This window comes from Paenibacillus hunanensis, from assembly GCF_034055775.1.
Taxonomy (GTDB): domain Bacteria; phylum Bacillota; class Bacilli; order Paenibacillales; family Paenibacillaceae; genus Saccharibacillus; species Saccharibacillus hunanensis.
In genome coordinates this window covers 1,193,642-1,220,292 of record NZ_CP139194.1, presented here as the reverse complement: position 1 = coordinate 1,220,292, position 26,651 = coordinate 1,193,642, and the positions used below count along the sequence as shown (strand labels likewise).

General features: G+C 47.8%; 22 protein-coding genes. 4 read left to right on the top strand and 18 right to left on the bottom strand.

The features are described 5' to 3' along the window. Nucleotides 1-474: 474 nt before the first annotated feature. From SK066_RS04830 to SK066_RS04820, 3 genes are all read right to left on the bottom strand, one after another. Nucleotides 475-1,470 (bottom strand): Gfo/Idh/MocA family protein, encoded by a 996-nt coding sequence (locus SK066_RS04830; protein WP_320543858.1) that lies wholly within the window; start codon nt 1,468-1,470, stop codon nt 475-477. 567 nt (nt 1,471-2,037) lie between these two features. Further along, nucleotides 2,038-3,543, bottom strand: a complete 1,506-nt coding sequence (gene melA / locus SK066_RS04825) for an alpha-glucosidase/alpha-galactosidase (RefSeq protein ID WP_320543857.1) — start codon at nt 3,541-3,543, stop codon at nt 2,038-2,040. A gap of 465 nt (nt 3,544-4,008) precedes the next feature. Continuing rightward, nucleotides 4,009-4,968, bottom strand: a complete 960-nt coding sequence (locus tag SK066_RS04820) for a helix-turn-helix transcriptional regulator (protein ID WP_320544805.1) — start codon at nt 4,966-4,968, stop codon at nt 4,009-4,011. A 291-nt stretch (nt 4,969-5,259) separates the two neighbouring features. On the opposite strand from SK066_RS04820, the gene SK066_RS04815 reads away from it, so the two are divergent. Then, a complete protein-coding gene (locus SK066_RS04815) occupies nt 5,260-6,453 on the top strand; it encodes a stalk domain-containing protein (RefSeq protein ID WP_320543856.1) in 1,194 nt (397 codons plus the stop codon). A gap of 53 nt (nt 6,454-6,506) precedes the next feature. Next, complete coding sequence (locus SK066_RS04810) at nt 6,507-7,703, top strand: copper amine oxidase N-terminal domain-containing protein (RefSeq protein WP_320543855.1); 1,197 nt, start codon at nt 6,507-6,509, stop codon at nt 7,701-7,703. Nucleotides 7,704-7,943: 240 nt separating this feature from the next. Here SK066_RS04810 and SK066_RS04805 read toward each other — a convergent pair whose 3' ends face one another. Next, nucleotides 7,944-9,350, bottom strand: a complete 1,407-nt coding sequence (locus tag SK066_RS04805) for an NAD-dependent malic enzyme (protein ID WP_320543854.1) — start codon at nt 9,348-9,350, stop codon at nt 7,944-7,946. A 362-nt stretch (nt 9,351-9,712) separates the two neighbouring features. Continuing rightward, nucleotides 9,713-10,606, bottom strand: a complete 894-nt coding sequence (locus tag SK066_RS04800; protein ID WP_320543853.1) for a LysR family transcriptional regulator — start codon at nt 10,604-10,606, stop codon at nt 9,713-9,715. 305 nt (nt 10,607-10,911) lie between these two features. Here SK066_RS04800 and SK066_RS04795 point away from each other — a divergent pair, with 305 nt between their 5' ends. Continuing rightward, complete coding sequence (locus SK066_RS04795; RefSeq protein WP_320543852.1) at nt 10,912-11,838, top strand: DMT family transporter; 927 nt, start codon at nt 10,912-10,914, stop codon at nt 11,836-11,838. Between the two features lie 338 nt (nt 11,839-12,176). On the opposite strand, the gene SK066_RS04790 is transcribed toward SK066_RS04795, so the two are convergent. Then, nucleotides 12,177-13,322 carry an NADH:flavin oxidoreductase gene (locus SK066_RS04790; protein ID WP_320543851.1) on the bottom strand — a complete coding sequence of 382 codons (1,146 nt, stop codon included), beginning with the start codon at nt 13,320-13,322 and terminating at the stop codon, nt 12,177-12,179. Nucleotides 13,323-13,582: 260 nt separating this feature from the next. On the opposite strand from SK066_RS04790, the gene SK066_RS04785 reads away from it, so the two are divergent. Further along, on the top strand, nt 13,583-14,182 hold the full coding sequence (locus SK066_RS04785; protein WP_320543850.1) for a TetR family transcriptional regulator: 600 nt from the start codon (nt 13,583-13,585) through the stop codon (nt 14,180-14,182). Nucleotides 14,183-14,434: 252 nt separating this feature from the next. Here SK066_RS04785 and SK066_RS04780 read toward each other — a convergent pair whose 3' ends face one another. The 12 genes from SK066_RS04780 to SK066_RS04725 form a co-directional block, all read right to left on the bottom strand. Then, nucleotides 14,435-15,184: a 2'-5' RNA ligase family protein gene (locus SK066_RS04780; RefSeq protein WP_320543849.1), complete on the bottom strand. Its 750-nt coding sequence runs from the start codon at nt 15,182-15,184 to the stop codon at nt 14,435-14,437. A gap of 258 nt (nt 15,185-15,442) precedes the next feature. Further along, nucleotides 15,443-16,288 (bottom strand): MetQ/NlpA family ABC transporter substrate-binding protein, encoded by an 846-nt coding sequence (locus SK066_RS04775; RefSeq protein WP_320543848.1) that lies wholly within the window; start codon nt 16,286-16,288, stop codon nt 15,443-15,445. A 123-nt stretch (nt 16,289-16,411) separates the two neighbouring features. Next, nucleotides 16,412-17,092 (bottom strand): methionine ABC transporter permease, encoded by a 681-nt coding sequence (locus SK066_RS04770; RefSeq protein WP_320543847.1) that lies wholly within the window; start codon nt 17,090-17,092, stop codon nt 16,412-16,414. After that, a complete protein-coding gene (locus tag SK066_RS04765; protein WP_320543846.1) occupies nt 17,089-17,865 on the bottom strand; it encodes a methionine ABC transporter ATP-binding protein in 777 nt (258 codons plus the stop codon). Before SK066_RS04765 ends, SK066_RS04770 begins: the two co-directional genes overlap by 4 nt. A 1,035-nt stretch (nt 17,866-18,900) precedes the next feature. Continuing rightward, nucleotides 18,901-19,221 (bottom strand): nitrite reductase small subunit NirD, encoded by a 321-nt coding sequence (nirD, locus tag SK066_RS04760; protein ID WP_320543845.1) that lies wholly within the window; start codon nt 19,219-19,221, stop codon nt 18,901-18,903. Nucleotides 19,222-19,242: 21 nt separating this feature from the next. Further along, nucleotides 19,243-21,666, bottom strand: a complete 2,424-nt coding sequence (gene nirB, locus SK066_RS04755) for a nitrite reductase large subunit NirB (protein WP_320543844.1) — start codon at nt 21,664-21,666, stop codon at nt 19,243-19,245. A 378-nt stretch (nt 21,667-22,044) separates the two neighbouring features. Continuing rightward, nucleotides 22,045-22,518, bottom strand: a complete 474-nt coding sequence (locus tag SK066_RS04750) for a 2-thiouracil desulfurase family protein (protein WP_320543843.1) — start codon at nt 22,516-22,518, stop codon at nt 22,045-22,047. A gap of 2 nt (nt 22,519-22,520) precedes the next feature. Beyond that, nucleotides 22,521-23,147 (bottom strand): SLOG family protein, encoded by a 627-nt coding sequence (locus SK066_RS04745; protein WP_320543842.1) that lies wholly within the window; start codon nt 23,145-23,147, stop codon nt 22,521-22,523. A gap of 259 nt (nt 23,148-23,406) precedes the next feature. Continuing rightward, on the bottom strand, nt 23,407-23,625 hold the full coding sequence (locus SK066_RS04740; protein WP_371834061.1) for a hypothetical protein: 219 nt from the start codon (nt 23,623-23,625) through the stop codon (nt 23,407-23,409). A gap of 54 nt (nt 23,626-23,679) precedes the next feature. Next, nucleotides 23,680-24,447: a hypothetical protein gene (locus SK066_RS04735; RefSeq protein WP_320543841.1), complete on the bottom strand. Its 768-nt coding sequence runs from the start codon at nt 24,445-24,447 to the stop codon at nt 23,680-23,682. A gap of 18 nt (nt 24,448-24,465) precedes the next feature. Beyond that, nucleotides 24,466-25,251, bottom strand: a complete 786-nt coding sequence (locus SK066_RS04730; RefSeq protein WP_320543840.1) for a glucose-1-dehydrogenase — start codon at nt 25,249-25,251, stop codon at nt 24,466-24,468. A 127-nt stretch (nt 25,252-25,378) separates the two neighbouring features. Beyond that, the gene (locus SK066_RS04725) at nt 25,379-26,614 is read right to left on the bottom strand and encodes a VWA domain-containing protein (RefSeq protein WP_320544804.1); all 1,236 of its coding nucleotides are present in this window, start codon (nt 26,612-26,614) and stop codon (nt 25,379-25,381) included. Nucleotides 26,615-26,651: the final 37 nt, after the last annotated feature.

Here is a 26,651-nt window from a genome sequence, read left to right as displayed (position 1 = left end):
TTTAGGTTAGAGCAATGTTAAGCCATACAGAGTCTACTATGTATATCAACCGATTTAGAGAGGGTGTATCAAAAAATGTACATATTCTGTTGGATTTTTTTGTAGTGAAAATATGAAGAAGGGCAGTGAATGGTCTGGGATGCTGCAACCGCTCAGGCAAGGAATAAGGGAACGGACTCGGGTGGAGCCGCGGGAATCTACTGGATTAGGAAGGAATGTAGATTCCCGTCCCTCTGAAGAGGTAAGATATTTTGCTTCGCAAAAATCACTTTTCATTGAACCTCGTGTTAGGAAATCGCTAACACGGTAAGGAGTCCTTTTCCCTTATTGCCTTGCCTTCGCTCTGTGCTAATGCCGACTTTTTTTCATGCATGAGGTTATTTATATTTCTCACCTGCATATTGTTGTGGCGTGCATTTTTATGTCTACGAAAAAGCAGCCTGCTAATGGCAGGCTGCTTGGTATAGTTCTATGTTATTCCCATGAGTATTTGAAGCCCCACTGAGCGCGCACCTCGTCGAGGATACGCATAATCGCCAGCGATTCATCAAGTGGCATGACGTCGCTTTCGAGCTTGCCCTCCAGAATAAGGCGACCGGCTTCTTCGGCTTCGAAGGCATAGCCCTCGCATTCACGGTCGTCGGTGAATGTTTCGACTTCTTCGCCTTCTACATATAGCGAAGCTTCACGGCTGAACAGGAATTGCGGGATATGAATATATCCCTCGGTGCCGTGAATATACGCTTCATTCGGTAATAGGATACGGATCGAGCCGTTTAATGTCGCCGTACGTCCACCGGAATAGCCAAGGATGATCGAGAATTGCTCGTCTACACCCGTTTCTCCCATATGCGCGGTACTAACAATTTTTTCGGGCTGCGCGCCGAAGATCATCGATGCGAACGATACCGGATAGATACCGGTATCGAGTAATGCACCGCCGCCCAGTTCAGGATTTAGCAGGCGATGCTCCGGTTCCCATGGCATGCGGAAGCCAAACTCTGCCTTAGTGAGCAGCACCTCGCCGATTCGTCCATCACGAATCCATTCGCGTACCTTGCGCAGTGGCGGCAGGAAGCGTGTCCACATGCCTTCCATCAGGAACAGCTTCTTTTCACGAGCAAGGGCGATCATTTCTTCCAGTTCACCGGCATTAATCGTAAATGGCTTTTCGCACAGTACATGTTTACCTGCATGCAGCGCTTTGAGCACATTTTCTTTATGTAACGGATGCGGAGTCCCCACATAGACAGCATCTAGCTCCGGGTCTTCCAGCATTTTGTCGTAATCATCATACGCGCGGGTCATATTGTATTTTTGTACAAAGGCTTCCGCACTTTCCATACTACGAGAGCTGGCTGCATAAGCAACACCATTGCTCGTAAAAGGTAAATCCGCGATAAATTTGTTAGAGATGCCGCCGGTTCCGACCACACCCCATTTTAGCTTGCGTTCATTCGGTTGAGACATATTGCATAACCTCCTGTCGAAATTCATCTTGTACGGGCTGAATCGAGAACAAATCTAACATCAGGGTAGAACGCTTACAGCTGAATGAAACCGAGCTGTATCCCATCATTATACCCTAATCTGACCGATCTGCTCTAGGATTGCCACTACTCTATCTATTTCACCATTCTACCTACTTATCAAGCGTAACGATTCTAGCCGCAGGTGTATAGCATTATTCTGATCGGTTATATCATATATTTGCGCTGCATTATAAATAGGCGCATCCTCCACTCACAATGGAGCGATTGATGCACCTATTTAGAGATGATAGTTACCTTTTCTACTCTTGCTGTCTTAGAGGAAATAGATGGTTCGCATTGAACATCCATTATGGAGGGGATAGAAATAACGCCCCATCGAAAGGCTGTAGGTAGTATCCCGATGAATTGTCGTTCATGCGATAACCTCACCGACCGCTCTCGTTTGGGGCTGCTTGAAACTATCTTCTTTCATATGATACTTCATTTGAATTTCATTCTGACTATATGCATGAATGATGAACCTTCTTAAAAACCTTCTCACGTTTTAATGCTGAATCTTCTCGCGTTCTTTCCCTTTATCTGCCTCACCTGCATTACGGTTAGCTGCTTCGCGATCCTGCTGCATTTCCTCAACGGTTTTGACCTGTAGACGTGTATTACCTGTATATTCACGAGTAGTCAGCAATGGGCCTTCCTGTAGACGCTGTTTGGCTGCTGCAATCGCATCGGTATATTGTGGCAGCCATGCTTCACCAGCTACCAGCATCTCGTCCACCATTTGCCAGATTTCCGGTGGATTGCATACCGCGCCCACGAGTGGATCCATCATAAATGCCTGACGCAGCAGCTGGTCGTCTCCATGCACCGCTGCTTCTACAGCCAGACGCTGAACCGAGATGCTCACATTGCACACTGCTGCCGGGCCGAGCGGCAGTGCGCCTACAACAGGCATGGAGATGCCGTTTCGATCCACATAGCCCGGCGCTTCGATGATGGCATCGTCAGGCAGGTTACTAATAATACCGCGATTGACCGTATTAAAATGTCCACGATAGACACGCCCTGTTTCTAAGGCTTCGATAATATACGAGCCATGCTCCTCACTGCGCTCCTCTGCGACAAAGCGCTTCGGCTCCTCCTTCATCCAGTTCGGGAAATCCGTCTCAAACCAGTTCCGTCCCTCCGTGCATACACGCAGATAGCCACCCGTCTCACCGTTGATCCAGCTATTCATATCGATCCAATCAACAATTTCCTCTGGACGCTTACGATACCACGATACATATTCACTCAGATGACCATTCGACTCTGTGCTGTAATAACCAAAACGACGTAGCATATCAATACGTACCTTCTCAGTACGACTGTATTCGGGATGCTGTTCAAAGGCTTCCAGCAATCCTGCTGTGAGATCGCGACCTTCGTGAGACGCCTGGATATACCAGGTCTGATGGTTAATGCCTGCACAGATAATATCGACATCCTTTTTATCCAGACCATATACCTCAGCAATCTGATGATGACCATGCTGTACGCCATGACAGAGCCCTATCGTACGCACGCCTCCATAGGTATTGCACGCCCAGGTGAGCATCGCCATCGGATTCGAATAGTTGAGCAGGAGTACATCCGGTGCAGCCACCTCGCGAATATCACGGCATACATTCAGTATCTCAGCAATGCCGCGCTGACCATACATAATTCCACCCGCAGATAACGTATCACCGACACATTGATCGACACCGTACTTGAGCGGAATATCGATATCCGTTGCAAATGCCTCCAGACCTCCTACGCGAAATGTACAGATAACATATTTCGCATCCCGCAGAGCTTCGCGGCGATCTGTGGTCGATTGAATTGTGATATCTAGCCCATTTTCCACAATATCGCGCTGACATAGCTGGGTGACCATATCGAGATTGTGCGGAGCAATATCTGTAAATGCGATTTCAATATGAGCAAATTCGGGCACAGCGAGTAGATCGCGTAACAGACCGCGTGTAAAACCGATACTTCCTGCACCGACAAAAGCTACTTTAAATGACATCTTGTGTCCCCTCCATTATGGGTTATCATTTTGATCCAGCGTGTAATATGCTCAACCCTATGCCGTACTGATCCATTCTCGTTCGTCGAGACAATGCTGTGTGAATCGCTGGGCATCCACATTTTTCAATACACTGAGTGGAGCGGATATCGCTTGCTATCCAGCATATGCAGCTAGCATGGGATTGCTTTTATTGTAATAGCGATCAAAAGTAAAGCGTTATCAATATCATCACCAGTTGCTAGCATAGCTGTCCAAAATCCTAACCTTGATTCAAAAGTGCCTCGTAAATTTTATACTCTAGCAGCCACAAGCAACAAAAAAGCACCACTGCATGCGTCATGCCTGCTCGGTGCTTTTTCGGTATAAATTCAATATTTTCAAGCTTTAGCCCATGTCTGCTCAATGCTCTATGTCATACAGCCTACATATCTGGAGCTGGGAGCAGGACTAGCTATACAAAAGCTATACTTCCGGTTGCTCCTGCGACACCATATTCCATCTCGTGCGCTCCATATGGGTGCGGTAATCCGCAGGTGTCTGACCCGTATGCTTTTTGAACAGCAGGTGAAAATATTGCCGACTCGATACGCCCACATAATCGGCGATTTCGGCAATCGGAATATCGGTGCTACCGAGTAGCATCATAGCCTTCTCCATACGAAGCGTATTCAAATAATCGGTCGGTGTTGTACCGGTGTGCTTGCGAAATACGCGATGCAGATAGCCTGGATGCACGTTAACGGCGGCGGCAATCTGCTCCATTCGGATGCTACGATCATAATTTTGTCGCATGAATTCGATGCTTTGACGCACATAGCGCTCTCCTTGCGATAGACGGCTTTGCTCATGCTCACGCCATAGTCTGGCGATACGTACAAGCAGCTGTGCAAAGAGTAGCTCGCTGAGCATAGAGGTCATACTGCGCTGATCCAGCTCCAGTACAAGTGCCTTGAGCGTGTAATAGACCTCTTCAGGATCCGATAATACGCTGTGCTGCTGTGGCTGACCGATCCATGCTGCAAGCTCCTCCTCCTGACGAACGAGCTGCTGCAAAATAGTCGTGTCCGATGGCGATTGTGAGGACGGTTGTATAGCTTGCAGCCGCAATCCAAATTCCAGATTTAGCATTCGGCAGGCCTGCTCGCCTACGATCAATCGATGCGGCACATCCGCATCAATTACGATAAATTGACCACGCTGTAGCTCTACCACCTCGGGTTGTGCAGTATCCTGCGCCTTTAACTCAGCATCCGCTGGTAATAACTCGATTCGGCAGGTGCCAGAAATCATATACATAATCTCTGTCGAGTGATGCCGATGATAGTCCATTTCATAATGTTGCCACTGCTTATAGTAATACGCGTAAAATTGCGGACGATAGCCGCTATCTGCTAGCTGGCTTCCATATACGCTAGCGATGATTGTGGACGGTTCTGTTTCTGTTTTTAACGTATTAGAATAATGCTGTCTATTGGCTTGTGAAGTGTATAGGGAAGGGATGGAACGCTGGCTTGCAGAGGGCTCACCAGGTGCTTGTGCTTCCAGCCTTGCATGAATATCAGCTGGCTCTGGTCGTCGGATAGTCATGATAGTGTCCTCCCTTCATTCTTCCATATTTTGCAACTTTTTAAATATTCTTTCGTCCATAATAAAGCAGGCTGTACTAGAAATATAGATATATTCATAAGAATTGTAGAAAAGAGGTCGAGTGTATTGGTATATAAAAAATCCTGCGCTTCCTTCCTGTTAGCATCAGCGCTATTCGTCTCACCGCTTGCCATACATGGAGTCCATGCCGCTCCTACAAGCGATTATCATTACGAGATTCATGTAGCAGGTCAACCATCAACGTATTTTCAACAAGACAGTGTGTATATGAAAAATGGCACCCTTTATGTACAGCTCAATTCTCTAGCAGACAGTTACTGGATTCAAGCCAGCTTCGACTCTACGGGCAAGCGCGCTGGCTTTAATGGCTGGTTAAAGAAAATAGGAATACGTGATGGCAGTAAAAAAGCAATTGTCGACGGTAAAGTCGTAATGATGGCCAAACCCGCTTATTTCAAAAAAGAAAAAGATAGCAAGCAGCCTGGCGTCTATGTTCCATTTCAATTTGCAATCGAAGCCTTAGGTGGTACATATACAGGCTACAATGCCAAAACAAAAGCAGTAACAGCCAAAAATTTGCAGGAACCTCATTTCATCTATACTACGCATCATGGCATCATGTACGGCGCCGATAAAAACGATGGTGCTGTATACAAATGGGATGGCAAGAACAAACCCGTCCAGATTCTCTCTTTACATACTAATCTGGATGCATCGGGCATCGATGTGGAGACAACACCAGGCGGATTATTATTGATCACGATCGGTAACTCCTACGGTGAGCCCCATCTCAATAGTGAAGTCTATCAGTTCCTTTACAAAAATGGAGCGCTCATTCGTCAAAACCATGCAGACTATAGTCCGGGCAATACCGATGTTATGGACAGGTATAAAGGCAAGATCATGATGAACGATAGTCACATCCTACGTTTCATTGAGGATGGTAGTGGCGATGTAGTACAAACGATCGATCTGACCAAGCTTGGTAACAAAGGTGCAGATCAGCAATATAGTATCGAAGCGATGGATGACGATATGCTGCTAATCCGTAACGCACATGATTTTGAGCTTAGTATAGCGAATATTCATACCGAGCATAGCGCTCTCTTGTACAAGCAAGTGTTATCCGCAAACGAACAGAAAGTCGTCGAAGAGTCGCTTCCCGATGCCCTTCAATTTATGAGTGCTGACCGTTTAACATTCAAAAAACGCGTAGGCCACACGCTTTATTTTACCTTTGCTTCACCAAATGGCGATCCGCCACGAACCGTCACGTATGATCTTAACCAACTAAAGTAACCACTCGATTTCAGTGCATACGATACTATTTTACAAGAAAGGATCTGATTCTAATGATGAACAAAAAATCTTACACAGCTCTTCTACTCTCCGCTACATTGTTGTTTTCTCCACTGGCAGCACCTCAAGCTCAAGCAGCAGCAGGTAGCAGCTACCAATTCAAGATCATTACAAAAACAGATCAATATTCAAGTGTATATCAAGATTCTGCCTATATGCGCAATGGCACATTATATGTACAGCTCAACTATCTTGCCAGTAATTATGGACTGGAATCTAATTTTGATGCTACGGGCAAGCGCGCTGGCTTCAATGGCTGGTTGAAGAAAATAGGCGTACGCGATGGCAGTAAAACAGCAGTAGTCGACGGCAAAATCGTAACGATGAGCCAGTCTGCTTATTTTAAAAAAGAAAAGGATAGTAAAGAACCTGGCGTCTATGTTCCATTCAAATTCGCTGTAGAAGCACTGGGCGGTACGTATGTCGGTTACAATGCCAAAACGAAAGTGGTTACAGCAAAAAATCTAAAAAAATACGATGTTGTCTCTACCTCCTACGATGGTATGACCTATGCGATTGAAAAAGGCGGCGGTAATGTATTTTCCTGGGATGGCAAAGGCAAGCCTGTTAAAATCGCCTCGCTTCAAGGCGATCTGGACTGGGTGGATTTTAAAATTCGTTCGACACCCAAAGGGCTGGTGCTGTTCAGTATAAGTAATTCCTATGGCGAGCCACATATTAATAGTGAGACGTATCAGTTACTGTTCAAGGAGGGTAAGCTCATTCGTCAGAATCATGCTGATTTCGGTTGGGGGAGATCCGACCTGATTGATACGTACAATGGTCAGATTCTAATGAATGATGGCAAAAAGCTACGCTTGATTGAGGATGGTACAGGCAATGTCGCGGAGACGCTCGATCTGACCAAGCTAGGTAACAAAGGCGCGGATCAGCAATATAGTATCGAAGCGATGGACGATGATATGATGCTCATCCGTAACAGTCATGACTATCAGTTGGCTGCCGTTGATCGCAGTAGCGGTCGAAGTGTTGTACTGTATAAGGAAGTGCTATCATCCGCAGAGCAGCAAAACGTCGACATCGATTCTGGTGGTGGCCCGATGGGTAGCGGCGACGGACTAACCTACGAAAAGCGTGTTGGGAACACGCTATATTTCACATATAATCCACTATTCGATTCAGGTAAACGTACTGTGACGTACGATTTGAGCAAGCTAATTAACAAATAAGTATAGCTCATTCGGCTTCCATTCAAATACGTATACCTGCTCTTATAGAATTCATTACAATATCAATCCGCTTGGTGAGTATGACCATGTCACTGCTTCTGCTTGCCGATCCAATCAGCTTTACTCTACCCAAAACAATAGCCGCTACCTGCTGTATAACAACAGATAGCGGCTATTTCTTTTATCCTCTATGATCACTACTTGTGATCCATACTTACCTGCGCTAAATAGAGAATGCGATTAACGGAACTCTGGCGGTGTACGACGGGCTACGCCTGTTTTAATCGCAGCTTCGATGACGCCTTTTCTTACTTCCTGTACGACCTGCTCGTTAAACACACCTGGAATGATGTACAGCTCATTCAGCTCATCTTCCTTAACGACCGATGCAATCGCGCGTGCAGCAGCAACCTTCATTTCTTCATTGATCGTCGATGCGCGGCAATCCAGCGCACCGCGGAAAATGCCAGGGAAGCACAGTACATTGTTAATCTGGTTCGGATAATCACTGCGTCCGGTTGCCAGTACACGTACATGTGGCTCTGCCAGCTCTGGATCGATCTCAGGATCAGGATTCGCCATCGCGAATACGATACGATCATCTGCCATCGTATGCAGATGATCGACGGTCAGCAGACCTGGACGGGATACGCCCACGAATACGTCTGCATCGCGGATCACATCGCTCAGACTACCACGTTCCTGTTGCGGATTACTATTGGCTGCAATCCAGTTCCACATCTCGTGTGCATATTCTTCATCGCGTACAAGCGCGCCTTCTTTGTCAACGGCGATCAAGTTTTTCGCGCCTGCTGACAGCAGCATTCGCACGCAAGCTGCACCGGCTGCACCGATACCAAGTACGACAATTTTTGCTGTCTCTAGCTCTTTACCAACGATACGCAGTGCATTCAGCAAACCTGCCAGCACTACAACAGCCGTTCCGTGCTGATCATCGTGGAATACAGGAATGTCCAGCTCCTCGCTCAATCTGCGCTCAATCTCAAAGCAGCGTGGTGAGCTAATATCCTCCAGGTTGATGCCGCCAAAGGCAGGCGCCAGCCATTTTACCGCTTGAATAATCTCTTCCGTATCCTTCGTGTTCAGGCAGATCGGGAAAGCATCCACTTCACCAAATTGCTTGAACAGCATCGCTTTACCTTCCATAACAGGCATTGCTGCTTCAGGGCCGATATCGCCCAGTCCAAGCACCGCTGTACCATCGGATACGACCGCTACCATATTACGTTTAACGGTCAATGAAAATGCCTTTTGCCGATCCTCATGAATCGCCATGCACACCTTCGCTACGCCCGGTGTATACACATGGGACAGATCCTCCCGGTTTTTGACGGGAGACTTCGGCTGAACCTCGATCTTACCGCCCAGATGCGCTAGAAACGTCCGATCTGATACGTTGACGACCTTGACTCCTGGCAGCGCTCCAACTGCCTGTAGCATGCTTTCGCGTACATTTTCCGGTAAATTAATTGTCAGGTCGCGTGTTGTGCTCTCTGGACTGGCATGGATCACGTCAATAGCAACCACATCGCCGCCGTTTTGACCAATCGCACCTGCCACTTCACCAAAGCTCACCTGTGTTTTGTCCATTTGTAAACGCATAATCATGCTTGTTCCAAGAGCCATCGTTATACCTCCTGCAAAATACGTTTTTGATCAACAGATCACCTGCATAACCGATAATATGTACCCTGATGCCAATAGCAGGTCATCGTTACATACCTTTTTTAAAATAACGCTTACATTGGAAGTCGGACTCCATTATAACATAGTTTATGACCAAATAAACGCAGTCGAACGGTCGGAAATGGAGTTTATCATGAACGTGATAATCTAACATTACTATGTAACATCGTCATCAAGCCCATTGTTCATATGTGCCCATGCGAGCCTACACTGAAATACACGCTACATGAAATACGCCGAGCTATGCTCGTTACAACATAGCTCAGCTCGCTCGTAACCATCGTACCCTCAACCATTACGATTCATTCATTTCGGCTTTCTTTGTCTGTACTCTGTACCCAGTCCTCTACATACTGCAAAAAGCGCCGGGTCGCCGGAGATGCCTTGGACATCGACTGTACCGCCAGACCCAGCGAGCGAAAAGCTGGCTGCTCCAGCTCCAGCATCCCGGCGTTGTGGTCACGCCCCTGTAATACGAGCTCCGGTAAAATGCTAATGCCGAGTCCATTTTCGACCATAGCAATAATCGCATAATCATCACCCAGCACAAAATGTACATCAGGCGTGATGCCGGTATGCTCCAGTACACGCCTCACATCATAATCCGAGCCTTCGCGTGGCATAATGAACGCTTCTTCTCCAATACGCTCTAATGGAAAGTGTGCAGCTTGCCGCAGCGGATGATCCGGTGGCACGATGACCAGCATCCGATCCTGTCGCAACGGTACAATCTCAAAGCTCCCTCTAGCTGGCAATGTCATAAATCCGCAATCGATCTCTCCAGCAGCGAGCCAATCCTCAATCTCCTCATAGTCACCCTCTACAAGTCGAAAGCTAATGCCCGGATAATCGCGCTGAAAATCCTTGATCATGCCTGGCAACCAGTGTACAGACACACTTGTAAATGTACCGATGCGAATCACACCGGACGTTAATCCATGAATCGAGGATACCACCTGCTTGAGCTGCTCATTCCAGTTCACCGTTTCGCGCATCGGTGGCAGCACCCGTTCTCCATTGGTCGTCAGGCGAACACCGGAGCGATCTCGCAGCAATAAGGGAAAGCCGAATTCACGCTCCAGCCCGTGAATAATATGGCTAACCCCGGACTGAGTGAATCCAAGCTCCTCTGCGGCTCGTGTTAGGCTGCCCAGCTCGACCACTTTGAGCAATACTTCATATTTATGAATACTCAACCGTTGCACTCTCCTCAGTATGCTTTCAATCTTGCCGTACAGCCTTTGCCTCACAGCTCCAATCGCATATTGTACTTTTCTAATTAACACTGTATTTCCTTATCTCACTTCTAATCGCTCACTCTTATCGTAGCTCACTCTCATGATGGTTCATTTGCATTACATTTCCTCATGTATTCCATTACAAACATTCAATATTCTTGTATCTATATTGTACTATACTGATTTCATGATCTTGATACCAGTATGAATCCGGAGCATACAGGTATCTTGAATAGGATGCGATCGTAAAGGATGGATTCAACATGAAGCAATCACGAGCCGACCTACTGATTTTCACGGTCACGCTCTGCTGGGGCTCCTCGTATTTATTTATGAAAATGGGGATGGACTCGCTCAGCCCATACAATCTGATCGCGCTGCGCTTTGGATTGGCATTTATTTTAACGGCTCTAATCTTCTTTCGTCAGCTACGGCATTTGGACTGGCGCACGACTGGATATGGCGCGCTGCTTGGACTATGCCTGTTTGGTGTGTTTGCGTTTATTATGTTCGGTCTGCAAACGACCTCAACTTCAAACGCGGGCTTTCTCGTTAGCCTGACCGTGATTTTTGTGCCAATTTTGTACTGGCTACTCTTTCGCCGTGCACTGGCTGGCAAGCAGATTGTCGGTGTGCTGTTTGCCGTAGTGGGTATTGGACTGTTAACGCTGAACGGACAGCTTGCGATTCATCCCGGCGATGCGCTCTGTATTCTGGCGGCGCTTTGCTATGCGGGCTATATTTTGATCACTGGCGCAGCGGCGAGATTGACGAGAAGCACGCTGAATCTGGGCATTATGCAGCTTGGCTTTGCTGGATTGTACGGCTTGATCTTCTCTCTGATCTTCGAGACCCCTACCTTGCCCCATACAGGTGACGGGTGGCTGGCAGTGCTGGCTTTAAGCGTCGTATGCAGCGCATTTGGCTTTGTCGTACAGCCGATCGCTCAGAAATACACAACACCAACCCGGACAGGGCTCATCTTCTCCCTGGAGCCGGTATTTGCCGCGTTATTTGCTTACTGGTTCGAGCATGAGATGCTGTCAGTCAAAGGATATATTGGAGCCGGTCTGGTGCTGGCTGGTGTGGTCGTATCGGAGTGGAAGCTTGGCGGTGGTAATAAGCGGAAGCGCCGCAGGCGGAGGGCTATTGTATCGGTGCAAGAGGCACAGAATGCTTCGCCGCTATAGCAGGAATTATGCCAAATAAAAATAGATCTATTATGCAATCAAGCCGCTATGTCCTCTCCTATATGGGTAAGGGACATAGCGGCTTTTATAATGTAGTGACTGCTGTGGTGTAGAGATTGTTGTAGTGTAGTTATTTTTATAATATAGAGATTTTTATAGTACAGACGCTTTTATATTGCAGTGACTATTATAGTACAGAGATTTTTTATAATACTATTGCAGTTAGGACGTTTTATTTACATTCATCATTATGCAACGATGTGAGTGGTGAATGATAACACTTCACTATCCACCCCTTATATCCATCAGCGATCCATGTCATCCCTGCTCGATCAGTATTAATATAGCTTGCCGACCGCCTCTGCCTGAAATGGCTTGAGCTCATCTAATCGACCATCGTGTATTTTGGCTGCCCATTCTGGATCAGCGAGCAAGGCGCGACCCACAGCGACCAGATCGAATTCGTGGCTTTGCAATCGTTCTGTCAGCACACTCATACTCCCCTGTTGGTCCGCACTGGCACCAGCCGCGAAGAATTCGGTAAAATCCTGCTTCAAGCCGACCGAACCGACGGTAATAACCGCTTTGCCTGTGATATGTTTGGCCCAGCCTGCCAGACTGAGCGGTGATCCTTCAAAGGCTGGCTCCCAGAAGCGACGTGTGGAAGCATGGAAAATGTCCACACCTGCCGCTGCCAACGGTTGCAGCACTTCTGCCAGCTGTTCTGCATCATATGCCAGCTTCGCCGTATACACCGGGTACTTCCATTGCGAGAATCGGAATACGATCGGGAAGTCTGGACCGACTGCACGGCGACACGCTTCCACGATCTCCACTGCAAAACGAACACGATTGGCGATACTTCCACCATACTCGTCCGTCCGCTGATTGGTCGTTTCCCATAGGAACTGGTCAATCAGATAACCGTGTGCCCCGTGCAGCTCGATACCATCGAAGCCAAGCTGCTGCGCCTGTAGCGCTGCATCGGCAAACGCCTGCACCACTTCACGAATCTGCTGGAGCGTCATCGGCTCCCCTTTTACCTCACCATACACATCCAGACCGGATGGGCTGATCGATGGCGCTGCACCTGCGGGCTGCGGAACATTCTCTCTAGCGATCCCTGCATGAATGAGCTGAGGTATAATTTTACCGCCAACCCGATGCACCTCATCCACGACATGCTTCCAGCCTGCCCGTGCAGCTTCACTATTAAAGTCGGGGCTGTTTGCCGGGTCCTGATTGGCGGTAGGATGCGGAATCGAGACATTTTCTGTAATGATCAGACCTACATATTGCTCCGCACGACGACGATAATAATCCGCCACCTCCGGGCCGGGTACACCATCTGGCGAGAATCCGCGCGCCATCGGTGACATCACAATTCGGCTGGATAGCTCCAGCTTGCCTAGCTTGAGCGATTGGAACAATGGTGCTACATCTTGCTTTGGTTGGGATTGCATATTATTTTCAGTGAAATTCATATTTATCGTAACCTCCAATGATGTTTTCGGTTATACTATATTCATTATCTTTAGGAAATAAATATATAAAAGTAAGTTATGAGATAAAACAATTCCTTCCCCGGTGCATGCTACCGGGTGAGGTATATGCCTGATTGTACAGGCGTGAACTTATGGATACAACCAACAAAATCTCCAATGTGTCGTTTAAGTCTCATATTCTAGAATCTGTCGTTTATCGCTTGGTTCTGCCATTTTAGTTCATACAGGAGGTATGTAGGATGTCCCTTTCTGCTAAACCCAATCCGCACGATCCGCGTGTAAGGCGTACTCGCCAATTGATTCATCAGGCTTTTGTGGAATTGCTTCAAACCAAAGAATTTCATGAGATTACGGTGAGTGATATTACACGTCACGCGACGATCAATCGGGTTACCTTTTACACGCACTACACCGACAAATACGAGCTGCTGGATTATATGATATCTACCCATCTCATCCAGCTACTTTATAAAGGCATCGACCCGCAAAATGCACTGACTTCGGAAGCGCTGACTTCGGAAGCGCTGACGACGCTGATCTGCGCACTATGTCAATTTCACGAGTATTCTGGTACCAAATGTCCGAAAAATATTGCTTCCCTTCGTTCGCTAGTCGAAACGAATATGAAGCTTCAAATTCAGCAATACATGTTGGAACAATTAACAGCTCATCTGCCAGAACAGGATGCTGCACAACAAGTCACATTGTCTACTATGATCAGCTGGTCACTGTATGGTGCAACCTTGCAATGGAGCAGCGAGCCAAAAGAATCACGTGAAACGCCGCTTCAACTCGCAGCGCGCATGACTCCGTTGCTGCGAAGCTGGATACCTGCTTGATAAACGCCCGTTCCATTTGCGTCAACGGCCACAGCTTCATAAGAACAATTCAACGGGGATGTAGCGAATACGTGAGTAGTGCACGTGAATAGTGCACAAGAGTAATACATGAGTCGCAACAAAGCGGCTGTACAGTAGGCACAGCCGCTCTCATAAACAACATATTCTCGTAGTCTGTTCTCGTAGCGATAGCAGTAGTCAACGTGGAGTTGTGAAGCGTACTCGATCTTTAGGCAATCCCAGGTAGATCTATTATTCCACAAAATCGTGCACAGCAAAGATCGCTGGAAAATCGTTCATATGCCGATGCATTTGATACACTAGCTGATCGACCTCCAGCACGATATCCAGCTTGATGCTGCGATTGATCTCAGCCATCGTCTCGTACAGTAGATCAATCTCCGATGACTGTAAGCCGTCCAGCCGGAAGTAGCATAGCGATACATGTGGCGAATACATGCTCCGCTCCGGTGATAACTCACGGATGCGCTCGTACAGATCAATCAGCAGTGCATAATCGTCAGCAGCCTCGGGTGCATATTTGATACTCACTACATCGCGTGTATTCGTACTTACACCCAGCGCGCGCATCGCAATATGGCGACCAGCATAACGCTCCGCGATCTCACGAAATGTCTGCTCGATCTGTGGTTGATCCCTGTTCATACGCTGCCGTACGAGCTCTACGCCTCCGCTCGTATTTCGTTCATTGCTCAGCGCATGAATCGTTAGATGAAATGTCTCTGGCAACAGCGCTACGAATCGATCAGGTAGCCGTTCAAGCAAAATCTGCTGTGCCTGCTCACAACGCTGCCGATCTGAAGCACTGAGTGGAATAACGGTGGTATATCCGTAAAAGTCATTCATCGTTCCATCCTCTTTAATTTTGGCAGCTAGCCCCTCTGATACTTTCCACTGCTGCGGCTTGTTGTTCATCTGCTCCTGCCACTGACGCTCCAGCTGACTAACGAAGTGCATATAATGAATGTGCATATCGTTCATCGTCGATTCCCATCCTTTCTGTATGATGCTTGGTTTTATCGCTTTAGCTTAACGAATCAGCACAAACTCTCTTCAAATTCCAATCACGATTTGTGTAAAAATACAGAAGGATAGCGCGAGATAGGCATCAGCATGGCGTAGAACATAACGCAGAGCATACCAAAAAAACCTGCCGTTCCCTATGAGGGTCAGACAGGTTTTTTGAGGTTGAGTTTTCAATAGAGTGCTACCTGACGGATCAGGCGTACAGGAACAATTTTAAAAAGCAGGTACAGCAATATCGGCATAGTTATCCTGCAAGAACTTCTTCACTTCTGGGCCTGCGAGATGCTGCTTTAGCTTTTGAATAGGCTCAGCATCCTTATTATCTTCACGCGCCACCAGTGTGATCGCAAAGGTCGAATCCGCTTTTTCAGTAACGAGTGCATCCTTAACTGGAGTCAGATTAAGCGGCTTCGCATACGCAGGTGTCATCGCTACCAGATCCGCTTCATCGTACATACGTGCCAGCATGAGCAGATCGACTTCCTTGAAGCTGTAGTTTTTCGGATTGGAGGTAATATCGGCTTGAGTCGCATTCATGCCCACGCCGTCTTTGAGCTTGATCATGCCTGCCTGTGCCAGCATTTGCAGGGAACGACCGATGTTGGATGGATCGTTCGCAATAGCGATTACCGCACCTTCTGGCAGCTCGTCAATGCTCTTATACTTTTTGGAATAGGCGCCATAGATTGCATCGTATACAGGCTGAATCGCAACTAGATTCGCACCTTTACTCTGGTTGTACTGGTTCATATACGGTACGTGCTGGAAGAAGTTCGCATCGACCTCTTTATTCGCCAGCGCATCGTTAGGCTGTACATTATCCGACAACACGACAACTTCCAGATTGATGCCGTCTTTTTTCAGTAATGGTTTTACAATATCGAGCATATCGGTCATCGGCGGGATCAGACTTGCCACCTTGAGCGTAGTTTCCGTTGTACCTGTTGCTTCGCTAGAGCTTGCAGCCTCATTCGTAGTAGAGCTAGATTGACCGCCACATGCGGCTAATAATAGCATCATCGCGATGAGCACCATCCATAGTGCCTGTTTGTTTTTCATGTTGTTCCTCCGTTAGTTGAGATTAGTCACCAGTGAGTAGATCCAGAAGGTGACACTGTTATCATTAAAATCAAAAAGCTTGTTATTCGTTACGTCGAATCTAATAGGCCGCGTATCCATGCATCAACGCTTATCCAATACACGTGCTAACAGGCTACCGATAAACTGAACGCCCTGCACGAGAATGATCATCAGTATAATCATGTAGACCATTACATCCGTTTCAAAGCGCTGGTAGCCGTAACGAATCGCAAAATCACCAATGCCGCCGCCACCCACGATACCAACAACCGTTGAATACGAGATAAAGCTGATCGCCGATGTCGTTAGTCCAAGCACCAGACCAGAACGTGCTTCCACATATAGAAATTTAAAAACAATCTGTAGTGGTGACGCTCCCATCGCTCGCGCCGATTCGACAATCCCGCGCGGCACATCCAGTAGAGCCTGCTCTACCAGACGAGAATAGTACGCAATCGCAATAATAGACAACGGCACAGATGCCGCTTCTGTACCGATCGACGTACCGACGACAAGCCGGGTAAACGGAATCAAAAAGACAACGAGCAATAAAAATGGAAACGAGCGCACCACATTAACAAAGGTGTTCAGCACACCTGCCAGTACAGGTTGCTCATACAGCTGTCCTTTTTTGGTCAGATACAGCAGTGTGCCAAGTGGCAAACCGATCAATATCGCCGCGGCAAGCGAAATGCCGACCATCGTAAACGTTTCCCCGATTGCACGCCAGATTTCATGCTGATACCGTTCCAGCATTTCTCCAAGTGTTCGTGATCCACTCATGTTGGTTCACCGCCCTGCTCGGTAGACTCCGATTGACCGAGTAGCTGTTCGCGATATGACAATGTATAGTCAGGTGCAGGTGCAAAGCCATGCTGTGCACGCGAATAGCTCTCCGTAATGCGTCCGTGCTCCATGACGGACACCGTGTGGCAGATACTTTTGACCACATCCATCTCATGTGTAACGATCACAATCGTAACGCCCAGCTCCTCATTGATCTGCTTTAACAGCTGCAAAATGCCTGCTGTTGTCGCTGGATCGAGTGCGGAGGTAGGCTCATCGCATAGCAGTACCTGCGGACGATTCGCAATCGCACGAGCAATCGCTACCCGCTGACGTTGCCCACCACTCAGCTGCGCTGGATACGCATTCAGCCGATCTTGCAAGCCTACCTGCTCCAGACATTCATGAACACGGAGCTTACGCTCGATTCCCTTCATACCAGCAAGCTCTAACGGCGCGGCTACATTGCCGCTAACATTGCGATTATGCACCAGATTGAATTGCTGAAAAATCATACCGATCCCTTGCCGTACTTCCCGTAGCTTCCGCTCTGATAATGCCGTCAGCTCTTGACCAGCGACGATAACGCGTCCTGCATCTGGTCGCTCCAGCATATTGATCATGCGCAGCAGCGTCGACTTCCCGGCACCACTACTGCCTACAATGCCATGAATGCCGCCAGCCTCGATATGCAGATCGATCTCCTGCACCGCTGCCTGCCCTACACCAACCGAACCAAAATATTTACTCACGCCTTCCAGCGTAATCATTCGCTCTCCCTCCTCTGCCTCAACCCGGACCGATGAGGTGCTATTCCTGCCGTCCATTGCTACTGTATATCAAATGATGTGGCATCCCGTCAAAGTGTATTACTATTTTATCATATCTGTTATAGCCTACACTCCTGCTACATTATAAGCAAAGTGATCTGCTGTGTCACTAATTTTCGGTGGTTTAGTTGGTGAAGGGATGATGAAGATTGTCCGAGGTACTGCTGAGGAGAATCGTTCGGAGGGATGATGTGAAAATTTTTAGCGAGGGCTTGGCTTGATCAGAGAACTGGATCAGAGAAATAGAAAAGACGCAGGCTGCTATGTCCCTGAGGGATAAAGCAGCTTGCGTCCGGGTTATTGTGTTACTTGTTCTTTTGTTTATTAACTATGGTGCGTTGGCATACATCACTTCCGGGAAGGAATAAGGGGACGGACTCTGGTCTCGCACAGAAATCTACGGAGTAGGAGTAAAATGTAGATTCCTGAGCTCCAAAAGCGGTAAGATATTTTGCTTTGCAAAACTCACTTTTTCATTGAATCCTGTGTTAGGAAGTCGCTAACACGGTAAGTCGTCCTTTCCCCTTATTTCCTCCCCTCCGTTCAGTGCTTTTCGCATCGAGAAGTTGTAAAACTAGCAGTAAACATTAGTTTTTTTAGCTTCAGTTACATTTGTTATAAGATTGCTATAACTAAACATGCTATTCGAATCTTATAAAATAACTGTTACTCACTCTATGCGCTGACACTAAAAAAATGAAGTAACTAACCACAATCAGCAATCGATCCTTGCACAGAACGGAAGGCAGAGAACGATGTCAAAAGACCGACCTTTAAGCCGGGATGCCTAGTGTTAGTGATCTTCTAACACGGGGTTCCATGAAAAGGGATTTTTGCAAAGCAAAATATCTTACCGTTTCATCTGCTTTCTTCCTATTCGGAGTATCCCGGCTTAACCGGAGGTCGTTGGCATGTTCTCTGCCTGGAGTGGTTGCTGCGACGAACATTTTAATACGTGTACCTATTCATCCAACCTTACAATCCAATCCAAACCATTCCTTGCTCAACCTTGACCGGAAACGTCCGAACTTGTCCCTCATCAGGCGCCTGTACCATTCCAGTACTCAGATCAATTTGCCAATCATATAGCGGATCGTACAGAATGTGACCGGATACGATACCTTCGGCGATAGGGCCACCTTTCGGATGAGGGTTACGATTTTCGAGTGCAAAGACATGATCATCAGAGGTGCGGAATACAGCGATTTCCCGTCCTTCCAGAATGATTACGCGTCCGATTCGACTCAGGAATTCATCCAGTGTGCCTGCTTGATAAAATGTTTGGGTCATGTTCATAGTGTTCAGCCTCCTTTTGCGTTATACGTTTGTTTTCGTTCCAAATAGCGCTGTCCGTGTTGGTTCATCATGCAGCACTTTTTGCCATGGGTCTTCAAGCTGAGCCAATGCGATATTGACGCGTTCGATTAATTGTTGACGGTTATCCGTATCATCCAGAATAGCAGCCTTGATCTGATCCAGTCCCATACGTTCGACCCATTCCGAGGTGCGTTCGAGGTATTTACCAGTTTCGCGGTAGTATTGAATGATCGCGCCGCACAGATCGATCAGCTCTTCATCAGTTTTAACCTTGCAGAACGAATCAGCCAGACGTGCTTTGATCCCACCGTTACCACCGATAAAGATCTCCCAGCCGCCATCGTTACCAACGATACCGATATCCTTGGTGCACGATTCAGCGCAGTTACGTGGACAGCCGTTGACTGCCATTTTGAATTTGGCAGGGAAGTCGAGACGTTCAAATCGCTGTTCCAGCGATGCGCCCATGCCCATCGAATCCTGTGTACCGAAGCGGCAGAACTGCGAACCAACGCAGGTTTTAACGGTACGTAGCGATTTGGCATATGCATAGCCTGATGGCATATCCAGCTCTGCCCAGACGAGCGGCAGGTCTTCTTTTTGCACACCGATCAGGTCGATCCGCTGTCCGCCTGTCATTTTCACAGCTTTCACATTATATTTGACCGATACATCGGCGATCTTTTTCAAGTCTTCCGGTGTCGTTACGCCACCATACATCCGTGGAACAACGGTATACGTACCGTCCTTCTGGATATTGGCGTTCATACGCTCGTTTACGAAGCGCGATTCCTTTTCATCCTGATATTCTACCGGATGGATCATACCGAGGTAGTAGTTAATAGCTGGACGGCATTTCGAGCAGCCCTCTGGATTTTTCCATTCCATCACATTCATGACTTCTTTGATCGTTTTTAAGCCCTTGTCGCGAATGGCAGCAACGATCTCGTCGCGACTATGAGTTGTGCACCCGCAGATGCCCTGACTTGAAGCTACAGTTGCACCGTCACCAAGTACGAATTGCAGAATCTGCTCTACCACTGGTTTACAGCCACCACATGAGCGAGTCGCACCCGTACATGCTTTAATCTCGTCTACGCTCGTTAGCCCTTTATCCTGAATTGCACTGACGATATCTAGCTTGGTGACACCGTTACAGCCGCAGACAATTTCATCATCTGCCATCGTTTCGACCGATGCTTTTTTCTTACCATGACTGCAACCACCTGTGCCCATTAGCTCCGCATATAGCTCGTCTGTCATCGGCGCACCATCACGAATTAACTTTTGCAGCTGTGCCGAATCGTTAATATCGCCAAACAATACTGCGCCGACGATGATGTTATCCTGTAAAATAATTTTTTTGTACGTCTTCTTCCAATCATCGCGAGCGGTAATAACCGATTGCTGTTCATTTTCAATAAACACACCTGCCGAGAACACATCAACACCGGAGATTTTCAGCTTGGTCGATACAGTCGAGCCTTCATACGGCTGTGTATCCAATCCGCAAATATGCTTTGCCAGCACCATGCCCTGTTCAAACAATGGAGCAACCAACCCGTAGCAATTGCCGCGATGCTGTACACATTCGCCGACAGCATAGACGTTAGGCATCGATGTTTGCAAATAGTCGTTCACGAGAATGCCGCGCTCCGTTTCGATTCCACTATTGCGCGCTACTGCCGTATTCGGACGAATCCCTGCTGCCATCACGACAAAGTCCGCTTCCAGTGTAGTACCATCGTTGAACAGCAGACGCTCTACGCGCTCGCCACCTTGTAGCTCAGCAGTCTGTGCACCCATTTTGAATTGGATGCCCTGTGATTCCAGTTCCTTTTTCAGCATCACAGCAGCGACCGAATCCAGCTGGCGCTCCATCAGATCATTCATCAGGTGCACAACCGTAACATCCATACCCAGACTGACCAGACCTTTTGCAGCTTCCAGACCGAGCAATCCGCCACCGATCACTGCGGCTTTCGGATAAGTCGCAGCGGCTTCCATCATCTGATGACAATCTGCAATATCACGGAATCCGACTACGCCCTGTTTATCATGACCCGGAATAGGTAGAATCAGCGAGCTAGAACCGGTAGCGATAATGACTTTGTCATATGGAATTGGGTCACCTTTATCCGTGATGATGCAGTGATTGTCCGCATCGATCGCAGTCACGGTGACACCAGTATGCAGGGTAATGCCATTCTCTGCATACCATTCGCGGCTATTCAGTACGATATCATCAATCGTCTGGCTGCCTTCCAGTACATAAGACAACATGATCCGGTTATAGTTTGGATGCGGCTCACTACCGATAATGGTAATCTCGTAGTTGCCTCCCAGCTTGATGATCTGTTCCAGTGTCGCTACCCCTGCCATACCATTACCGATCAGGACGAGTCGTTCGCGTGTTGCTGTCATTGCAATTCCCCCATTGCGTTTATAGTGGTGTTGTAATTGATCTACATTGTGGCTTGTTCTATAATGTGGTTCATTCTGTGTTCAAAGCGTCGAAGCATCTATAAATATCCCACAACTACGTTATATATTTCACAATCTTTAATATCTAAAATTGGAGCTTTTTATATGTTTAGTATACTGCTGCACAATGGGAGGTGATGTGATCTAGATCACCTTACTTTTCCACTTTTAGTTATGTTTTTACCTTTAAAATTCATATAACAACGAAAATAAAAGACAGAGTCTATTTCGACCTCTGTCCCTGTTTATTTTAAAATTGAACAAATCGTGACTATTGATAGGAGGCGGTACAGACGCGCAATAGTTCACTCGTTTGTGTTAGCTTCCAGCTAAAAGCGTCGGCTCCAAAGCAAGCTCACCTTCATCCAGCACACGTATGCCATGGCGACGAAATAGTGCTGCTGTTAAACCCGCTCCATCGATCTTATTTCCGCTAAAGGTACCATCGTACACCATCCGACTGCCACAGGAAGGACTATTCGCTTTCAGCACAGCTACAGTTACACCCGCTTGCTGTGCTTGTTCCAGTGCGATATAGGCGCCTTGCTTGAATGCTTCGGTCACCTCGACACCAGTAGTCGTCACAACGCGTGCTATTCCTGCCCATACATCGTCTGCGGTTCCGCCTACGATCTCAGCTGGCTCGCGTGGTGTGGACAGACCGCCAAGCACCTCCGGGCAAAAGACGACAGCCTGTCCGGTAGATAGCAATTCTTCCAGCGCCTGAACTAGATTGCTGCCTCCATCATATCGACAAGGTGTACCGATCAGACATGCACTAATTCCGATCATTTCTATTCCTCCTTGCTCACCATCTCATCGGTAAAGCCTTCCACACTATATTCAGCATTTTGCTCCGGCTCATCAAATTGCTCCTCCATTCGCTGCTCGTCCGCAAGGCTTTGAATATCCTCAGAGCTGATACTAATATAGCGGTATCCATTTTCCTGCTGTCTGCGTAGTGCCTCCTGCTTGAAGAAGCGCGGACTTCCTTCCCCTGCATCCTCATCGTATACCAGAATAAGACCATCGGTTTTACGAAATAATAGCTCGTCCCGTGCTTTGAATTGCCAGATGCCTTCATAGGGGCGATTACTCACCACACCATGAAAATCAATCTGCTTCAAAATGCCCTCATAATATTCCTTCTTATCATCGCTCCAGCGTTCCTCTGGACTGGCAAATGCAGATAGGATCGAAATCCGTAATTGCGGATAGTCTTTTTTCAGCTCGATCGCTTCCTCACATGCCCACAGATCGACACCGTATTGTCCCGGCGTGATCACCCATTCCAGGCCTTCCTCCAGCAGCGGAACGAGCTTGCTTCGAATCGCCTGCCGGATATATGGGATACCTTCATGCTTCTGGTTGAAAATATTCAGCTCATGCGCCCGGTAGCCCGTAACCAGTATATTTTTCATACGCTAGCGTCCCCTGCTTTCGTGTTCATTGTGTAGGTGTAGCCACTCGTATCATCATACCATGATGACCTCGCTATATAGATAAAATCACCTTTTCGCCATGGCAAACATAACAAACATAACAGTCATGACAAAACAGGTAAACAGATAAAAAGACCCTTTCGGCTCCAGTGAGCGCTGCAAAGGGTCTTTGTGTACTGCCTTATGTGTACAGCTTATCCGAATACGATATTCGGCAAACGCAAAATGGAATGAGCAATTACGTCCCCATCTTTTTGCGTTGATTGTTTACTTTTTTGGTCATCTGGCTGGTCATCTTTTTCGTACCTGTTGATTGTAGACCACCTGCACCTTTACCCTGGTTTTGCTTCTTTTGTGCCAGCAGACGCTTGGCTGCTTCAGCCTGACTCAGCTTCTTGGACTGACTTGCTTCCTCAGTGGACGATGGTTGATTTTGTTCTGTCGTCAATGCACTCACCTCAGCATCATCATAGCATAATCATGAAGGCAACTCTATCCTTTGTTCATGCTTTTATTGCAACAGATAGACATGCTGGCGTTCGGTATCAAGTGCAGCTACTACCGCACCCTGACTGCTATCCATAAAATGAAACCGTTCCGCTCCACCTACAATCATCGACGCTTCCAGCTCATAGCGATTACGCTCCACTGTAGTCAAACCAGCCAGTACCGAGCTGCCCAGCTGCTGTGCCTCCAGATGATCTAAAAGCCAGCGCTCTGAGCGAAGTCCGAAGCTAGCTGGTCGCTGACCGGTTAGCTCATCCATATGCCGAAATTGCCCTGTCCGCTGGTAATGAATACGTGTGTACATGTAGCTGTATACGCTATGCGCATAGGCATGAGCATCAAAGTTCGCAATACTCGCAAGCGCGGTCTGCGCACCTGTGACATAATCATCTGCACTCATCCGCTCATGCATATAATATTCACAGTTGCGGTCAAAGTCCTGTAATAGCCACGCATAGACTTCAGGCACATTCATACCACCAAATACGGCGGTATCGCCGAGCCAGCGATATTTGCCATCATTATAGGCAAAGCCCCATACATGCGGCTCACCATACCGATCGGGTGCAACACACGGTAATCCTTCTATACCGAATAGGTGAATCCGGTACATCTGCCCATTTTGCAGATGCTCATAATCAAAGGAGACGAGCGGTAGAAAATAGCAGGAGAGCGCTGGATTGTCCAGTACCTCCTCTGGGTCGGGATACCAGTGAATCGATGGCTGCTCCTGCGCTGTACTCTTATCCTGCACATCGACTTCATGCTTCATGATGATCGCACCTCCGATTTAGCCGTTTCCGCCCTGGAAGGAAGGATACTTCGTCATACCGCCATCCGCGAACAATGTAATCCCGGTCACATAGCTTGCTTCGGAGGATGCCAGCCATACAGCGACAGCAGCGATTTCTTCCGGTTCACCAATATAGCCCATTGGAATCAGCTTGGTCACCGCTTCCTTTTTCTCCGGATCTTTGAACTTCTCCGCATTGATAGGGGTATTGATCGCGCCTGGTGCGATACCGTTCACTCGTATGCCATGCGGTGCATATTCCATCGCCAGCGTTTGCGTCATCATTTTCACACCGCCCTTACTGGCAGTGTAGTGCACAAAGTGCGGCCACGGAATAATCTCATGCACACTCGACATATTGATAATGCTGCCCTTAATCTGATGCTTCAGCATATACCGAAGCGCTTCACGACTACCGAGAAAAGCACCGGTCAGATTCACATTGATAACCTTGTTCCAATCGTCCACGGACAGCTCATGGGAAGGCACTTCATTTTCCATCCCTGCATTATTGATCATAATATCCATGCTGCCAAAGGTATCATGTGCCGTCTGAACGATGCGCTGTGCATCCTCTTCATTCGACATATCTCCCTGCACATCGATCGCCTGACCGCCAGCTTCCTTAATCTTGGCAATCGTCTCCTCTACACCATCATGGTTACTATGATAATTAATGACCACATTTGCTTTTTCCTGTCCAAAACGAAGCGCAATCGCCTGACCGATACCAGTTGCTGCGCCTGTAATGACTACTGTTTTGCCTGCCAGATCCGGGTACATAATGCTGCCTCCTTCATCGTTTCCAAAGTGTAGTTTCATGCTGTGCTTTGCCGGGAACCGATCATTCCTCGAAAAGCAGCTCTACCCATTGGTTACACGATTTGGAGCATTCGTAAACAAAAGGAGCTTAGCTGTCCAGCTTCACGCCAAGACGCTGCACGAGTTCCGACAGGTTCTGATTTTTGAGCGCCCCCTCTACTAGCGCGGGTAAAAGATTCGGCGTGCAGGCAAAGCTTGGCGTGCCATCACGGGTAAAACGCTTCGCTATATTTGCATCGTAAAAGGGCTTTCCATCATCCGATAGCGCCAGCAGACAGAGCGTTTTCACACCGGATTCGCGCATTTCGCGCATCCGCCGCACAAGCCGACTCTGATTGCCACCTTCGTACAGATCGGAGATCAGAATAAACAATGTTTTCTTCGGTTCTTCAATGAATTGCTGGCAATAGGAAACGGATTTGTCGATATCTGTACCACCGCCTAGCTGAATACCAAACAGCATATCGACTGGATCATTATTGCATTGCTCCGTCAGATCGACGACCGATGTATCAAAGGCAACGACCCGCGTATCCAGTGATGGCAGGCTGGCAAAGATCGCCGCGACGACCGATGCCCAGATGATCGAATCCGCCATCGAGCCACTCTGATCAATATCGATAATGACCTTCCACTCGTTACTACGCTGCGCACGGTCAAAATAATAAAACTTTTCAGGAATGATCCGCTTATGCTCTACATCATAATGCTTGAGATTACGCTGGATTGTGCGTTTCCAGTCAATCCCACTCAGCGAAGGTAAAGGAGAATGCTGGCGACGATTCAGCGCACCCGTCACGGCACGTCGCAGATTACTCTCCATCCGTTTTTTCAAATCCTCTACGACCGCACCGATCAGCTGACGTGCCGTTTCCTTCGTTCGCTCCGGAATTTTGCCCTTGAGCGCCATCAGTGTACCGACCATTGCAATATCAGGCTTCACATGCGCAAGCACCTCAGGCTCAAACAAAAGCTGCTTCCAGCCTTTACGCTCCATCGCATCCTGCTGAATAATCGATACGACATCGTCCGGGAAAAATGTCCGCACATCGCCAAGCCAGCGTGATAATACTGGAGCCGAAGCACCACTACCTGCTCCTCTGGACGTCGTATGCGAGCTATTGGACTGCCCAGCTGCAACTGTGCCGCCTGTCTCATCATAAATAGCCGCCAGTGCTGCATCCATCACACGTTCATCACCAGATAATAAGGGGTTATCCGGCGATACACATTGCCGTAATGTATTCAACTCCTCTTCAGCCGCTGTGCCTAGAATCAAGCGCCAGCGAGCCAATCGTTTTGTGGCTGCTTCAGTTGGAGCCATATTGGAGTACTGCGATGACCCTGATTGCGTGGATACA